The sequence below is a fragment of the Photobacterium malacitanum genome, from assembly GCF_900185615.1.
Lineage (GTDB): Bacteria > Pseudomonadota > Gammaproteobacteria > Enterobacterales > Vibrionaceae > Photobacterium > Photobacterium malacitanum.
In genome coordinates, this window is the sequence record NZ_FYAK01000003.1 from 122,167 (window position 1) to 138,414 (window position 16,248).

At 42.8% G+C, this 16,248-nt stretch carries 11 protein-coding genes; 9 read left to right on the forward strand and 2 right to left on the reverse strand.

Going from position 1 to position 16,248, the window contains the following annotated elements; translation table 11 throughout:
• Window positions 1-70: 70 nt before the first annotated feature.
• Entirely contained in the window at window positions 71-1,324 is a 1,254-nt protein-coding gene (locus tag PMAL9190_RS09970) for an aromatic amino acid transport family protein (RefSeq protein ID WP_087845065.1), read from the reverse strand.
• 753 nt (window positions 1,325-2,077) lie between these two features.
• Between PMAL9190_RS09970 and PMAL9190_RS09975 the strand changes: the two genes are divergently transcribed.
• The 9 genes from PMAL9190_RS09975 (at window position 2,078) to purF (ending at window position 14,994) form a co-directional block, all read left to right on the forward strand.
• Entirely contained in the window at window positions 2,078-3,253 is a 1,176-nt protein-coding gene (locus tag PMAL9190_RS09975; protein WP_087845066.1) for a 4-phosphoerythronate dehydrogenase, read from the forward strand.
• Window positions 3,250-4,263, forward strand: a complete 1,014-nt coding sequence (locus PMAL9190_RS09980; RefSeq protein WP_087845067.1) for an aspartate-semialdehyde dehydrogenase — start codon at window positions 3,250-3,252, stop codon at window positions 4,261-4,263. The genes PMAL9190_RS09975 and PMAL9190_RS09980 overlap by 4 nt, the downstream gene beginning before the upstream one ends.
• A 299-nt stretch (window positions 4,264-4,562) precedes the next feature.
• A complete protein-coding gene (locus PMAL9190_RS09985; RefSeq protein ID WP_087845068.1) occupies window positions 4,563-7,679 on the forward strand; it encodes a FimV/HubP family polar landmark protein in 3,117 nt (1,038 codons plus the stop codon).
• A 1,054-nt stretch (window positions 7,680-8,733) separates the two neighbouring features.
• On the forward strand, window positions 8,734-9,513 hold the full coding sequence (gene truA, locus PMAL9190_RS09990; protein WP_087845069.1) for a tRNA pseudouridine(38-40) synthase TruA: 780 nt from the start codon (window positions 8,734-8,736) through the stop codon (window positions 9,511-9,513).
• A 222-nt stretch (window positions 9,514-9,735) separates the two neighbouring features.
• Entirely contained in the window at window positions 9,736-10,647 is a 912-nt protein-coding gene (gene accD, locus PMAL9190_RS09995; protein ID WP_087845070.1) for an acetyl-CoA carboxylase, carboxyltransferase subunit beta, read from the forward strand.
• A gap of 209 nt (window positions 10,648-10,856) precedes the next feature.
• Window positions 10,857-12,119, forward strand: a complete 1,263-nt coding sequence (folC, locus tag PMAL9190_RS10000) for a bifunctional tetrahydrofolate synthase/dihydrofolate synthase (RefSeq protein WP_087845071.1) — start codon at window positions 10,857-10,859, stop codon at window positions 12,117-12,119.
• A 61-nt stretch (window positions 12,120-12,180) separates the two neighbouring features.
• Window positions 12,181-12,834 (forward strand): cell division protein DedD, encoded by a 654-nt coding sequence (gene dedD / locus PMAL9190_RS10005; RefSeq protein ID WP_087845072.1) that lies wholly within the window; start codon window positions 12,181-12,183, stop codon window positions 12,832-12,834.
• 64 nt (window positions 12,835-12,898) lie between these two features.
• Window positions 12,899-13,390 (forward strand): colicin V production protein, encoded by a 492-nt coding sequence (cvpA, locus tag PMAL9190_RS10010; protein ID WP_065168098.1) that lies wholly within the window; start codon window positions 12,899-12,901, stop codon window positions 13,388-13,390.
• 86 nt (window positions 13,391-13,476) lie between these two features.
• A complete protein-coding gene (gene purF, locus PMAL9190_RS10015) occupies window positions 13,477-14,994 on the forward strand; it encodes an amidophosphoribosyltransferase (protein WP_087845073.1) in 1,518 nt (505 codons plus the stop codon).
• Window positions 14,995-15,206: 212 nt separating this feature from the next.
• Here the strand turns inward: purF and PMAL9190_RS10025 are convergent, their stop codons facing one another.
• Window positions 15,207-16,091, reverse strand: a complete 885-nt coding sequence (locus PMAL9190_RS10025) for a LysR family transcriptional regulator (protein ID WP_087845075.1) — start codon at window positions 16,089-16,091, stop codon at window positions 15,207-15,209.
• Window positions 16,092-16,248 lie beyond the last annotated feature (157 nt).

Here is a 16,248-nt window from a genome sequence, read left to right on the forward strand (position 1 = left end):
AATCTCGAGACGAATAATCTCGCCACTCGCCACTGCTCTTCCTCGCCCCTAAAACCGCCCCTATCTTCCTCTAAGAAAAAAACGTACCGTAAATAACAGATGTAATCGCAGCAATACCACATATAGCAGTAAAGACTTGTGCAATCGGCGATGTTTTGTATTTCGCCATCGCAGGCACACACTGCATTGCAAATACTGGCAATAAGAACAAAATTGCAGCAATCATTGGCGAGCCGATACTTTCAATCATATCTAGAATACTTGGGTTAATAATTGCCACAATCCAAGTAACAATCACGATGAAAGCCAGAGATAGCTTTTCGATCTTTTTAACGGGCATGGTTGAACGAGACTTGATTAATCCAGTCAGACCTTCATGAGCACCTAGAAAATGGCCGAAATAGCTTGATGTGATTGCCGCTAACGCAATGATAGGGCCTAAGTATGAAATGACGGGTGAAGACTTGATGTTAGCTAAGTAAGACAGCACTGAAATATTATCTGATTTTGCCATGCTTAATTGTGCTGGAGTCATCGATAATACTACCGAGAACACAAAGAACATCACAAATACCATTAGCATCATTGCTGCACCGCCAGTGATCATATCGGTTTTCTTCACCGCATTGTCACCATATACACGACGTTGTTCTTTAGAAAACTGACTGATAATTGGACTGTGGTTAAACGAGAACACAATAATTGGAATCGCTAACCAAATCACGAGTGGCATTGATGACCAATCAGTTTTGGTGTGAACCATTGACATATTCCAATCCGGAATCAGGTAGATAGAAAGCACTAATAGAATAAAGACCAATGGATAAACTAAAACTGACGTTACTTTTAGCATTAGCTCCTTGCCAAAAACAACACTCGCGGTCATTAATCCAATCAGTACACCTGATAGTAACCAGCGTGGAATCGATGTCATGCCCAATTGATGGTTCATAAATGAATCAACAGTATTGGTAATGCCGACACCGTAAATGAGAACAATCGGGAAAATAGCAAAGAAATAAGCAACAGTGATTATGTTCGTTCCTTTTTTTCCAAAGTGCTCTGCAACAGCATCGGTGATATCTGCATCTTTTTTTGATGAAGATAAGACAAAGCGAGCTAAACTTTTATGCGCAAACCACGTCATCGGAAAGGCAATTAACGCTAAAATAACTAATGGCCAAAAACCACCAGCGCCCGCTGTTATTGGTAAAAAAAGAATGCCAGCCCCAACAGCTGTACCAAACAGGGAGAGTGCCCAGGTAAAATCTTGATAGGCCCATTTGGTCTTATTGGAATTGACTGCAACCGCTGTCTTTTGCATATAAACTGTCCATCTAGTAATAAGTGAGCTAGGCACACTAATCGTAAAAGACCGAGAAAAACAGGATATAGCTCTATTTGTACAACTAAAATCATTGATAAAATGAATAAACATGAGGTTAATCACACATAAGTAGCATAATACAGTTACTATAAAAGCGTTTATGTGCTAGCTAATTGTTATTTCCTCGCTCTTACTTTGTTTTGAGTAACGAGATTTCGCGTCTGCGAGTATCGAGATAAAAGCGAGTACCCAGTCCAGCTCCAACCCCCGTCATTCCCTACAGTGAATGCCCGCGAGGGCGATAGGGAATCTACTCTCCGCGCGTTGTGGAGTTATTGAATCTACTGGCTTCTTTAAGGCTCAAGCACGCTTTGAGTAGATCACGGATAGTTTCGTGCCTTAACTTTCAGATGACGGATATTAGGCAGAGTGAGTGCCAAACCCCAACCCCGTCATTCCCTACAGTGAATGCCCGCGAGGGCGATAGGGAATCTACTAACCGCGCGTCGTGGAGTTATTGAATCTACTGGCTTCTTTAAGGCTCAAGCACGCTTTGAGTAGATCACGGATAGTTTCGTACCTCAACTTTCAGATGACGAATAATCTCGCCACTGCCTTTCCTCGCCACTCGCCACTCGCCACTCGCCACTCGTTACTGCCTTTCCTCGCCTCTGCTTTTCCCTCGTCCCTCTCTCCTATATAATAACCCCGCACGCGCCTTTCTTTACTTATTCTCTCTACAGGACGTATATGAAAATCCTTATCGATGAAAACATGCCTTATGCTCAGGAATTATTTAGCCAATTAGGTGAGGTTATTGCAAAACCAGGACGCACATTAACCGCTGATGATTTAGTCGGCATTGATGCTCTGATGATCCGTTCTGTAACCAAAGTTAATGCCGATTTAATAGCTAAAGCCGACAAACTGAAATTTGTGGGTACTGCAACCGCAGGGCAAGATCATGTTGATCAGGATTTATTAGCCGCTAAGGGGATCACCTTTACCGCAGCGCCCGGCTGTAACAAAGTGGGTGTGGCAGAATATGTATTAAGTAGCTTGATGGTGCTTGGCCAGCAGCAGGATTTTTCTATTTTTGATCGCACCGTGGGTATTATTGGAGCGGGTAATGTTGGTACCTATTTAGCGAAATGTCTTGATGCTTTGGGTATTCGCTATCTGTTAAATGATCCATTAAAACAGGCTGAGGGCGATGAGCGTGAGTTTCATTCGTTAGCAACGCTATTGGCGGAATGTGATGTGATCACCGCCCATACGCCAATAACTCGCACTGGCGATCATCCTACTCATCATTTAGTGGATGCTGCATTTTTAGCGGCAATGAAGCCCAATGCGATTTTAATTAATGCTGCTCGTGGTCCTGTCGTGGATAATCAAGCGCTAAAACAAGCCTTACAAGCAGCAACAGATGGTTCAGGTAAGGCTCTCACAGCAGTGCTGGATGTGTTTGAACAAGAACCGCTGGTGGATTTAGAATTGTTGCCATTATTAGCTTTTGCGACACCACATATTGCTGGTTACGGCCTTGAAGGTAAAGCACGTGGCACCACAATGGTGTTTAATAGTTTTTGTCAGTTTTTAAATAATGAACACCGCGCTCAAGCCGGTGATTTGTTACCCATTGCACCAGTACCGCAAGTGCAACTAAGTCGAACATGGGATGAAGCAACCTTATTTAGCTTGATCCAATTAGTTTATGATGTACGTAAAGATGACGGTATTTTCCGTCGTGAAATGCTAGCTGCTGGCGACGATAACAGCAAAATGGCGACCGCTTTTGATTTAATGCGTAAAAATTACTGGGATCGACGTGAATATAGTGCGATTACAGTAGCGGCAAAGGCTGAGTTTGCGGTAGAGTCGCTGGCTAAATTAGGTTTTACAGTAGTAGAGGTCACTCAATGAGTCAGGAATATGATATCGCAATACTTGGCGCAACAGGCGCTGTAGGCGAAGCTATGGTCGAAGTGCTAGAAGCACGCAATTTTCCTGTTCGCAATCTTTACTTGCTGGCAAGTGATCGTAGCGCAGGTAAAGCGTTACGTTTTAAAGGTAAATCAACCCGCGTTCGTGATGTAGAAGATTTCGATTGGAGCCAAGTGCAAATTGCCTTGTTCTCTGCCGGTGCTGAAGCATCACGCTATTGGGCTCCGATTGCCGCTGAGCAAGGTGTGGTGGTTATTGATAACACCTCTGAATTCCGTTACGAGTATGACGTACCTTTGGTTATTCCAGAAGTGAACCCAGAAGCGATTGCAGATTACCGTAACCGTAACATTATCGCTAACCCGAACTGCTCAACGATTCAAATGTTAGTTGCGCTAAAGCCGATTCAAGATGCTTACGGTATCGATCGTATTAACGTTGCAACTTACCAGTCAGTATCCGGTTCTGGTCGTAAAGGTATTGATGAATTAGCAGGACAAACAGCGAAGTTGCTAAATGGTTTGCCAATTGAAACGAAAGCCTACGATAAGCAAATCGCGTTCAACTGTATTCCTCATATTGATGAGTTTATGGATAACGGCTACACCAAAGAAGAAATGAAAATGGTGTGGGAAACTCAGAAGATTTTAGGTGATGCAAGTATTCGTGTGAATCCAACGTGTGTGCGTGTGTCTTCATTCTTTGGTCATGGCGAAGCAGTGCATGTTGAAACCCATCAGCCAATCGTATTAGAAGATGCGATTAACTTACTTGAAAACACGGATGGTATTGAAGTTTTCCCTGGTAACGAATACCCAACCCAAGTAACCGACGCTGTTGGTAAAGATCATGTAATGGTTGGACGTATTCGCGAAGATATTAGTCATCCATGTGGTCTAAATATGTGGATTGTGGCTGATAACGTTCGTAAGGGCGCGGCAACTAACAGTGTTCAGATTGCAGAAAAGTTGATTGCTGACTACTTATAATCAACCTTATTAAAAGTAAGGCTTAGATCGCGCTATTAATGTTGGTTAACACAATAGTGCGATCGAACTTGCTAACAAAATAACAAAGCGATGGGTGAAAGCCGGTCGCTTTTTTATTTCGTTAGTTGCTTGCTTTTCTTTTGCTGATAACTTGACATAATGTCATCCATATTATGATTGAATATTGTTATTCAAGTTTTGCTCATAGCAGTCGTTATGATCAACAAACTATTATTTCGAATTCGTTGTATGACAACGAGTTCGAGCAACTTTATCTCTGCCAAAGAGGAATGTAGACAGTGTCTGACATCCCAAAAATACTTAAACGTATGGTACTGCCGGTAGCCTTTGTGACTATTTCATCCTACTTACCGGTAGTGAATGCTAATACGATACGTATAGTAGGCCCAGCGAATGAAGACAGCTCGTATACAACGATGAATCAAGGTTCTGACGCGAGCAAGTTAACTGTACCTGCTAAACAATTTTCAACATCGTCATTAATGGCGCGTAGCTATGGTCCAACGTACGAAACTGAAACGTTATGGGGCATTGCGTCGCGTCATTTACCTAATAAAAATGTGTCTATCTTTAAAGTTATTGGTGCTATTTACAGTCTCAATCAAGATGCGTTTGAAAATAATAATATTCATTCATTGTTACCGGGCAGCTATTTAAAACTGCCAACAATGGAGCAAATACAGCAGCAACGTATTAGTGCCGTTAGCCGAAAATTAGCAGCAGACCAATTACGTGCGCCGTACGCAACTGAGTTAGAAAAAAGACGCTTAGCAGAGCAGCAAGCTTCAGCCGCTAAAAAGCCACGCGTGATAAAACTGTCGCCAAAACCAGAGTCAGTTACACCTGTTACGCCAACGGTAGACACCAAAGCTGAAACTGATGCTGACAACGCGGCAGATGTTACTGCAACGGCGGCAACCAAAAGTGAACAGCCTGCGGTCGTTGATGGGCCTAAGAATGATGATCAAACCATTATTCCAGCCAAACCAGTAGCGCCAGTAGCCGATGTTGATCATGTGAAAATGGCAGCATTGGTTGAAAGTAACCACGCATTGCGGTTGCGATTATCTGCAATGCAACAAGATATGGCGACATTGAAAGATCAGGTCACCGAAAGTGACAGTATTCGTCAACAAATGGTGTCGTTTTTAGAGCAACAAAAGCAGTTACAACAAGCGCCAGAGCCTGTTCCTGAAACATGGCTAGAGCGTCTAACGAATAATCCATGGGCACTTGCTGCTGCGGGTATTATACCTGGCGGCTTAATTGCGGCGTTATTAGCCTTATTACTGTTCCGCCGTAAGAAAAATGAGCCTGAACCCCAATCGTTACCAGCACCAATAACAGATAACGACACCAGTTCAGCGGTAGTGCCACCGATTGATTTAGCTGATGCTGATAATAATGACGATCTTGATGATTTATTTGCTGATGATGATTTGTTTGCAGATCTTGAACCTAAACAGCACAGCAATAACAACGCCTCTGATAAAGAACTTGATTCTCAAACGCGAGAACAACAAGAGGATCAACCGTTAGCGAAGGGGGAGTCATCATCGGCGCTGGCGTTAGCTGCAACAGATTTTGATGATAAGGATTTTGATTCTAGCCTTAGCACTATTTCAGTGGCTAACGATGATGCTATTGGTCTTAAAGACATGGAGCGCGCGCTGGATGAGCTTGATGCCAAACCACAACCAAGTTCAGATGAAGCATTAGCGGCATTGTGGGAGCAATCGCTTAGCGAGGAAGATAAAGCTAACTTTGATCTATCTGAACATGATGATGTGACAACAGCATCAGTTACTACAGATAACCACGATCATGATGACGATGACGACAAGCCGTTATCAGACCAAGCGTTATTAGATGAGATCTTGCAACAAGCACAAGCATCAACCAATGATGAGCTGCAGTCTGAAGCTGTTTCTGAATCGGAATTAGTGGGTACTAAAGCGGTTTCTCAAGATGAACTTGATGCATTGTTCTCACAGTTTAATCATGATTTACCTGATATAACCATGCCATCAACTCAGAACGCAACAGATGATGAACAATCATTGTTTGCTGAAGGTAGCACTGAGCTATTGGATGATTTAATTACTGATGATGACGATACATCGTTTGGAAGCGACATTGAGGTCGCAGAAAATAGTACTGAGTTATTAGATGAATTACTTGCAGATGATAGCGATACTTTAGCGCCGACTTCAGAGATTAAAGTTGCTGAAAATAGTACAGCACTATTAGATGAGTTAATCGATGTCGAGAAAGATACGCCAACGTTTAATCTTGATGATTTGCCTGAGTTTGATGAGCAAGCGGCATTTGATGATTATGATGAACAATTGTCAGATTTACCGTCAGCTGATGCGGTACATAATGCGCCATTAAGCCTTGATGATTTACCTGAGTTTGATGAAAACTCTGCGTTTGATGATCCGCAAGCATTGCCATTAGAGCAAACCGATGAGCGTTCAGAAATTGATGAGCAAGCTGCGATTGATAATGTTGCACGTCAATTACAACAAGCAGCACAAGCAGCAGAGCAACGTCAGGCTGCAGCAGTGGTGGATAACGCTAACGTTGAACCAGATTACTCGCCATTTGATACTGCTCGTCATTTAGAATATGCGTTTGAGAATATTGACGTTACTGCTTTACCTGAATTTGATGAAGATGAAGCGTTATTTGCATCATTTGAAGAGCAGCATGAGTTAGAGCAATACGCCATTGAACAAGGCCTTAAACCACAACCATCATCGCCAGGCATCACGACGGTTGATCGCTCACCAGAAGCAGAGCAAGAGCGGGTTGATGCTGCAGGCTTAGATATGGATGCGCTACTGTTTGATGATTCACTGTCAACAACAGCATCTCCTAAAGGTGGGCTGGGGGTTAATAGTGATGAGCGTGAGCAGTTATTAGCCTCAACACCAGAGAGTGCTATTGCTGATAATGAAGATGTATTAGCAGAAGATGAAGCCGCAGTGTGGCAACGTGCAGTGGCTGAGCCGGAACTTGCCAGTGAAGATTGGTCTCAGCAACCGTCTTTTGATCAAGCTGATGTTAAATCGGCGACAACGTCGAAATACATTAGTATTGATGAACTATTGGCTGATGATCCTAATTATCAACAAGAAGATCCCGATGAAAAGCCATTAAACCTTGATGTGGGTTTGACTGATTTTCCTGATATGTTTGCCAATATTCGTCAATTTGATGTTGATAGTTCGGGTGAGTATGCGGGTCAGTTAGACTTAGCAAAAGCCTATCTTGAAATGAACGATATCAGCGGTGGGATTGATTTGCTGCAAGATATCGCTCTAAAAGGTGAGGGCGAAGTCCAAGCTGAAGCCAAGGCACTACTTGAGAAGTTTACGCTTAAGAAGTAGGTTTTGAGGGGCGAGTAACGAGACTGCGAGTTTCGAGATAAAAAGCGATGGGTGCGAGCCTGTCGCTTTTTTGTATCCAACCCTCCGTCATTCCCTACAGTGAATGCCAAACCTAATCCCCGTCATTCCCTACAGTGAGGTTACGAACGAGATAGGGAATCTACTCTCCGCGTGTCGTAGAGTCATTGAATCCACTGGCTTCTTTTAAGCTCGATCACGCGTTTAGTAGATCACGGATAGTTTCGTGCCTCAACTTCCGAGATGACGGATATTAGGCTAAGTGAGTGCTAAGCCTCACTCCGTAATGTCTACAGTGAGTGCCAAGCCCTAACCCCGTAATTCCCTACAGTGAGGTTACGAACGAGATAGGGAATCTACTCTCCGCGTGTCGTAGAGTCATTGAATCCACTGGCTTCTTTTAAGCTCGATCACGCGTTTAGTAGATCACGGATAGTTTCGTGCCTCAACTTCCGAGATGACGGATATTAGGCTAAGTGAGTGCTAAGCCTCACTCCGTAATGTCTACAGTGAGTGCCAAGCCCTAACCCCGTAATTCCCTACAGTGAGGTTACGAACGAGATAGGGAATCTACTCTCCGCGTGTCGTAGAGTCATTGAATCCACTGGCTTCTTTTAAGCTCGATCACGCGTTTAGTAGATCACGGATAGTTTCGTGCCTCAACTTCCGAGATGACGGATATTAGGCTAAGTGAGTGCTAAGCCTCACTCCGTAATGTCTACAGTGAGTGCCAAGCCCTAACCCCGTAATTCCCTACAGTGAGGTTACGAACGAGATAGGGAATCTACTATTCGCGTGTTGTGGGGCTATTGTATCCACTGGCTTCTTTAAGGCTCAAGCACGCCTTGATTAGATCACGGATATTAGGCTGTCTCGGCACTAATAATCTCGAGACTCGCTACTGCTTTTCCTCGCCCCTCAAAATCCCTGCTCTTCCCCTTTGTAGCGCCATCCCCTATACTTCCCACTCTGTTTTGAGCAGGCGCTAAAACAATATCGCCTGTGTATTTATGCTAAATTAAGTCGAAGTGAGATTATGCGAATAGCGTTAGGTATCGAGTACGATGGTGCTAAATATTGTGGTTGGCAACGCCAAGTAGATGTAGATAGTGTGCAAGAACGTTTAGAAAAAGCGCTATCACATATTGCCAATCAACCCATTGCTGTTTTTTGTGCAGGACGTACCGATACTGGAGTGCATGGTACGGGGCAAGTGGTACACTTCGATGTCGATACTGAGCGTAAAATGGCAGCATGGACGATGGGGGTTAATGCCTATCTACCTAAAGATATTGCCGTGCGTTGGGCACATGAAGTCAGTGACGATTTTCATGCCCGTTTTTCAGCTACTGCGCGTCGCTACCGTTATGTGATTTATAATCATGCCGTGCGTCCGGCTATTTTTCAGCACGGTGTTAGCCATTATCATGGTCATCTTGATGAACAAAAAATGCATGAGGCGGCTCAGTATTTAATCGGTGAGTATGATTACACTTCATTTCGTGCTACCCAATGCCAGTCACGTAGTCCGTGGCGTCGCATTGAGCATTTAACCGTGACGCGTAAAGGCGACTTTGTGGTGATTGATATTAAAGCTAATGCCTTTGTTCACCATATGGTCCGTAATATCACCGGTAGTTTAATTAAAGTCGGTAAAGGTGAAAAACAACCGGATTGGATCAAGTGGGTACTAGAGCAGAAAGATCGCCGTGTTGCAGGTCCGACAGCAAAGCCTACCGGTCTGTATTTGGTTGATGTTGATTATCCTGCTGAGCACAATTTACCGCGTTCAGTACTTGGTCCAATATTTTTATAAGTCATTTATTTACAATAGGTGAAACATAGACAGCTTATTAGTCTCGATTATGACTGTTTTTGATGTGTAGTGGTGTTTTTACTTAAAAATACCATGATGCCTTACAAAGGTAATACCAGTTTTTTATCTACAGATTAATAAGATTATGTTTTAATCTTAAATAATATTTAATGAATTTGTCTCTTCGGTCTATGGCGGAAGAATAAAAAAGAAAGGTCATTCATGAGCTGGCTTGAAAAGATTCTAACTAAAAGTAACATCGTATCTTCGCGTAAAGTATCTATTCCTGAGGGTGTCTGGACGAAATGTACGTCTTGTGATCAGGTATTGTATCACGCAGATCTCGAACGCAATCTTGAAGTTTGTCCTAAATGTGACCACCACATGCGTATGAAAGCGCGTCGTCGTCTTGAAACATTTCTTGATGCAGATACGCAAGTTGAAATCGCAACGGAACTTGAGCCACAAGATAAGCTTAAATTCCGTGACTCTAAGAAATACAAAGATCGTTTATATGCAGCCCAAAAAGCCACTGGCGAGAAAGACGCTTTAGTTGCTATGAGTGGTGAATTATTAGGTCTACCTGTTGTTGCCTGTGCCTTTGAATTCTCATTTATGGGCGGCTCAATGGGTTCAGTTGTTGGTGCTAAGTTTGTACGTGCAGTTGACGCTGCAATTGAAAACAACTGTCCATTGGTATGTTTTTCTGCCAGTGGTGGTGCGCGTATGCAAGAAGCATTAATGTCACTGATGCAAATGGCGAAAACCAGTGCCGCTTTAGAGCGTTTATCTGCGAAAGGTCTGCCGTTCTTCTCTGTATTAACCGATCCAACGATGGGTGGTGTATCGGCATCACTGGCGATGTTAGGTGATATTAATATTGGTGAGCCTAAAGCATTGATTGGTTTTGCTGGTCAACGTGTTATTGAACAAACAGTACGCGAAAAGCTACCAGAAGGCTTCCAGCGTAGTGAGTTCTTGCTTGAACACGGTGCGATTGACATGATTGTTGATCGTCGTGAAATGCGTCAGCGTATTGCTGGTCTAATGGCTAAAATGACTAATCAACAATCACCATTGGTGGTCGCTGTTGATAGTAAGCCAGTAGCGCCACAATCGGCACCAGAGCAGTAAGATTAATCATAATATATTTAATTGAGTGCGCGTTACCCTTGGTAGCCACTGCAATTAATGTTAATAAATGCCACCCTAATTAACTCAATTAGCGTGGCATTTTTGTTTTCTAGAGCGAATCACTAATTTATTGTGGTTGATGATTAAGTTATTAGCCATTCAATGGTAAATTAATGATTCAGTTCGTTACTACAAGTGAATGATTCTTAATGTCAGGATTGACCTCTCCGCAAGCGACAGCCGCGCTTTCAACATGGCTGAAATATCTTGAGCAACTTCATACTAGTGCTATTGATCTCGGGCTTGATAGGGTTCGAAAGGTAGCGGAAAACGCAGATTTAATTAAGCCTGCACCGTGTGTGATCACTGTTGCTGGAACCAATGGCAAAGGATCAACTTGTGCCATGCTAGAAGCGATTTTGCTCGCGGCTGGTTACAAGGTTGGCGTGTATAGTTCTCCTCATTTAGTGCGTTATAACGAACGAGTGCGGATTAACAACCAAGAATTAGCTGATAGTGAACATAGCCAAGCATTTGCGAGCGTAGAAGCGGCACGTGGCGACACCAGTTTAAGTTTATTTGAATTTGGTACGCTAGCGGCACTGACGTTATTTAAACAACATCAGGTTGATGTGGTGGTATTGGAGGTCGGTTTAGGCGGTCGTTTAGATGCCACCAATATCGTTGATCATGATGTATGTGTGATCACCAGCTTAGCAATAGATCATGTTGATTGGTTAGGCGATAACATCGATGTGATTGGTTATGAGAAAGCCGGTATTTTCCGTAGTGGTAAACCGGCTATTTGTGGTCAACCACATCCGCCTGCAACCGTACCTGCACATGCTGACGATATTGGCGCTGAATTATATCAAGTAGGCTATCAATTTGATTACCAGCAACAAGCTGATTGTTGGCATTGGCAAGCTGGTGCATTTTCTCTGACCGATTTGCCATTACCAAGTCTGCCCTTACCTAATGCGGCGACAGCATTGATGGCATTGTCAGTGACGGATTTAGATATTAGCGATCAAAATATTGTCGAAGGTTTACGTAATGCCCGTTTACCAGGACGCATGCAACGAGTGAGTGAGCAACCATTGATTATTATGGATGTCGCACATAATCCCCATTCAGCACAATATTTTGCGACCCAATTGGCTAAAATCAAAGCCCAAGAAGGTAAAAATAAAATCCATGCTGTAGTGGCAATGTTGCATGATAAAGATATTGCCGCAACGATTGCGACTCTGCGTGATAGCGTTGATTATTGGTATCCAGCTTCGCTGCAAGGCCCTCGTGCTGCTGCTGCTGAAGAGATCTTGGTGCATTTACCGACAGGTTGTCTAGGTTTTGATAGTCCGGTGTCAGCTTTTGACCAAGCCTTAACACAAGCAGCCCCAGACGATGTGGTAATCGTGTTTGGCTCGTTTTACACTGTTGGCCAAATAACCTCACATTTAAAACTGTAGAACGTAAAGAGAGCATATTGTGCATGCCGAGTTTTCGTTTTAGATATCAACAGGAGTCATTGTGGCAAGTCAATTTCAAAACCGACTAATCGGCACCATTATTTTGGTTGCGATAGGGGTGATTTTTCTACCAGATTTTTTCGATGGTAAGAAAGAGCATTATAAAGAAGAGTTTGCGAGTATTCCGTTACAACCAAAAATGGGTGGGCAGAGTGAAGCAAAAACGATTCCTGAACCTGAAAATGCTGATGTCGTGTTACCGAAACAGCCGGTAACAGCAACAACAGCGCAGCAAGCGTCAACATCGACTAATGATGAAACGTTTACTATCGAAAATGATCACACTGCAACGACTAACACGGCGGCGAAACCACAGCCTGTGGTAGCAAAACCAGTTGTTGCTAAACCAATAGTGAAACCAAGCGTACCAAAACCTGTCGTTAAAAAATCAGAGCCAGTAACAACAAGTACTGCGTGGGTGATTAAAATGGGTACTTTTGGTAATTTCGATAATGCGAATGGTTTGATTGCAAAATTACGCTTAAATGGGTATCAAGCTCAATTAATTCCTCGTAATGCTAAACCTGGCCAGTTAGTTAAGGTTGTTGTCGGCCCTGATGTATCAAAAGCGAAGCTCGCGGGACAAATTGCAGAATTGAAAAAAATTACTGGCTTAAACGGTAAATTGAACCGATTTGATGCAATAAATCCTTAGGTAAACGTTTGCGTGAGCATTTTTTCTGTTAGAATAGCTATCAACAAAACGAGCAAGAACAAAAATGATCTGGATTGATTATGTAATACTGGGCGTGATCTGCTTCTCAGCAATGGTGAGTTTGGTCCGTGGTTTTGTTAAAGAAGCACTATCATTAGTGATTTGGTTTACCGCGTTTTTCGTCGCGAGTAACTTTTATACGGAGTTGGCGGTTTATTTTACCAACTTCCATGACAAGATGCTGCGTAACGGCAGTGCAATTGCGGTGTTGTTTGTGGCGACATTGATTGTTGGCGCAGTGGTAAACTACGTTATCGGTCAATTAGTGCAGAAGACCGGTTTGTCTGGTACAGATCGTGTTTTAGGGGTTGTTTTTGGTGCAGTTCGTGGCGTACTTATTGTGGCTGCGGTGTTGTTCTTTATTGACACCTTTACGGGTTTATCAAGCTCAGAGTGGTGGAAAAAATCTGAATTGATACCTCAATTTGGTGCAGTAATAGAATGGTTCTTTGAGTACATCAAAGAGAGCTCTAGTTTTTTACATAGCATTAAATAGTGCAAGATTAACTGCGGTTGCTAACGTTATTATTTTTAATAGTAGTGTTAGCGACTGTTATTTTATGCAGGACGAGGACTTAGGAAATGTGTGGTATTGTTGGAATCGTGGGCTCAACCCCGGTAAACCAGTCTATCTATGATGCACTAACAGTGTTACAGCATCGCGGCCAAGATGCTGCTGGTATTTGTACCTTAGAAAGCAATCGTTTCCGTCTGCGTAAAGCGAATGGTTTAGTACGTGATGTCTTTGAAGCTAAACATATGCAGCGCTTACAGGGTAGTGTGGGTATTGGACATGTTCGTTACCCGACGGCAGGTAGCTCTAGTGTTTCAGAAGCTCAGCCGTTTTATGTTAACTCGCCTTATGGTATTTCTTTAGCACACAATGGTAATTTAACCAATGCGGCTGATATTCGAGACACCTTGTTTGAACAAACAAAACGTCATGTAAACACTACTTCAGATTCAGAAATTCTACTCAATGTGTTAGCTAATCAATTAGCACATAGCCAAACTTACCCTATTAGCCCCAACGATATTTTTAAAGCCGTTAGTGAAGTACATAACATTGTAAAAGGTGCTTATGCAGTCGTGGCTTTGGTTATAGGTCACGGACTGATTGCTTTTCGTGATCCTAATGGCATTCGTCCATTGTGTTTAGGTAAGCGTGAAGAAAACGGCAAGATTGAATACATGGTTGCATCAGAATCGGTTGCATTGGATGCGGTTGGATTTGATTTTATGCGTGATGTATCACCAGGTGAAGCGGTTTATATTAACTTTGAGGGTGAGCTTTTCACTCAACAATGTGCTTCTAATCCACAGCTAAACCCATGTGTGTTTGAATTTGTATATTTTGCTCGTCCAGATTCATTTATTGATAAAGTCTCGGTGTATGGTGCGCGTTTAGCGATGGGCACTAAACTCGGTGAAAAGATCAAGCGTGAGTGGAGTGGTGTTGATATTGATGTGGTGATCCCGATTCCTGAAACCTCATGTGATAGTGCGCTTGAAATTGCTCGAACATTGAATAAGCCGTATCGGCAAGGATTTGTGAAAAACCGCTATGTTGGGCGTACTTTTATCATGCCGGGTCAGCAGATGCGTCGTAAATCTGTGCGTCGTAAACTCAATGCTATCCGCTCTGAATTTAAAGATAAAAATGTCCTGTTGGTCGATGACTCTATTGTTCGTGGCACTACTTCTGAACAAATCATTGAGATGGCACGTGATGCTGGCGCCAAAAAAGTGTACCTAGCTTCAGCGGCACCAGAAGTTCGCTTTCCAAATGTGTATGGTATTGATATGCCAAGCGCTAATGAATTAATTGCCCATGGCCGTGAAGTTGATGAAATTAGCCAGTTAATTGGTGCTGATGGTCTTATTTTCCAAGATCTGAATGACTTAGTGGCAGCCGTTGCAGAAGGTAACCCTGATATTACATTGTTTGAAACTTCTGTGTTTAATGGCAGTTATGTCACCGGTGATGTTGACCAACAATACCTTGATTATCTCGATGCGCTGCGTAATGAAGATTCAAAATTACAAGCTGAGCTACAGCAAGATTTAGCTAACCTTGAGTTGTATAACGAAGGAATGTAATTGTAATTGCGTCAATTGACTAAATAATGATTAAAGCGATAGGTTTTTGCCTGTCGCTTTTTTGTTGGCGACGTTCAGGATTTTTTGAGAGGTTACTTAAGGTGGATGTGAGTGATGAGAGTGCGGAGGGGGGGGAGAGCATGGCACAAAAAATGAAAATGCCGCTCCTAATTAATTTGGCGGCATTTTTCTCAGGTTTTAAGTGTGGCTAATTAGTGCTTTTCAAGATCAAAGTAATGGCTTGCAAAGTCAATAAATAGACGTAGTTTTTCTGGTTGGTAATCACGGTGGTTATAAATTAAATATACGTCACGCGGGTTAGCCGACCAATTTTTAAGTACTTGTACAACTTCTCCTGCTGCAATGTACTTTTCTAACATTACGTTAGGCATCAATGTAATACCAAGCCCAGCACTGCATGCTTTACGAACAACATTAAGCTCACTTGCTTCAAAACGTGCACGTTCGTTAATAGTAACAGTCTCGCCATTTTGGTTAGTTAAACGCCAGCGTAAAAGTGGATTACCTTTTAAAAGCGTATGTTCATGAAGATCTTGAGCATGCTTAGGTTCTGGGTTTTTCTTTAGATACTCAGGGCTTGCGACCAAAATATCTTTTACTTCGTTAATACGACGTGCAATAAGCGTTGAATCGCGTTGAGGACCAACACGGAACATTACATCCCAATCCGTTGGATCAAGTTGATCGGGTTCATTGCTCATGTACAGTTGAATGCTAATCGCTGGGTGTTCTTGCATAAATGCGTTTAACAACGGTTGTAACATTACCTTAGTAATATTCGTTGGTGCGGCAATACGCAATTTACCAGCAGCGCCTTTACACTCTTCACTGATGTGCTCAGTGGTATCAAGTAGCTGTTGTAGCAATGGGGCACAATCATGATAAAACTTCTGACCGGCTTCAGTCAGTGACAGTTTACGAGCATGACGATTCAAAAGGCGAATGTTAAGGCCTTCTTCAAGTGCTTGAATACGGCGTGTCAGCGTCGCGACGGGTACCTGTGTTTTGCGTGATGCGGCAGTATAACTGCCATTTTCCACAACCATGCGGAAAAGGTTTAGATCGTCAAGTTTCATATCAAAGTCATTTGTGAAAACTGATAATGGGTAATTGTATAACAAAATGAGTCACAATTATCTCTTTTTGTTGGGTGTTTTTAATAAAAATATGTTAACCCTTATTCAAATTGATTGAAAGCCGCTCAGGGTGGGGGTTTGTTGAAGTTTAAAGCCG

Coding starts and splice junctions, on each gene's coding strand:
- PMAL9190_RS09970 (WP_087845065.1), bottom strand. CDS start 1,324: ATGCAAAAGACAGCGGTTGCAGTCAATTCCAATAAGACCAAATGGGCC.
- PMAL9190_RS09975 (WP_087845066.1), top strand. CDS start 2,078: ATGAAAATCCTTATCGATGAAAACATGCCTTATGCTCAGGAATTATTT.
- PMAL9190_RS09980 (WP_087845067.1), top strand. CDS start 3,250: ATGAGTCAGGAATATGATATCGCAATACTTGGCGCAACAGGCGCTGTA.
- truA (WP_087845069.1), top strand. CDS start 8,734: ATGCGAATAGCGTTAGGTATCGAGTACGATGGTGCTAAATATTGTGGT.
- accD (WP_087845070.1), top strand. CDS start 9,736: ATGAGCTGGCTTGAAAAGATTCTAACTAAAAGTAACATCGTATCTTCG.
- folC (WP_087845071.1), top strand. CDS start 10,857: ATGTCAGGATTGACCTCTCCGCAAGCGACAGCCGCGCTTTCAACATGG.
- cvpA (WP_065168098.1), top strand. CDS start 12,899: ATGATCTGGATTGATTATGTAATACTGGGCGTGATCTGCTTCTCAGCA.
- purF (WP_087845073.1), top strand. CDS start 13,477: ATGTGTGGTATTGTTGGAATCGTGGGCTCAACCCCGGTAAACCAGTCT.
- PMAL9190_RS10025 (WP_087845075.1), bottom strand. CDS start 16,091: ATGAAACTTGACGATCTAAACCTTTTCCGCATGGTTGTGGAAAATGGC.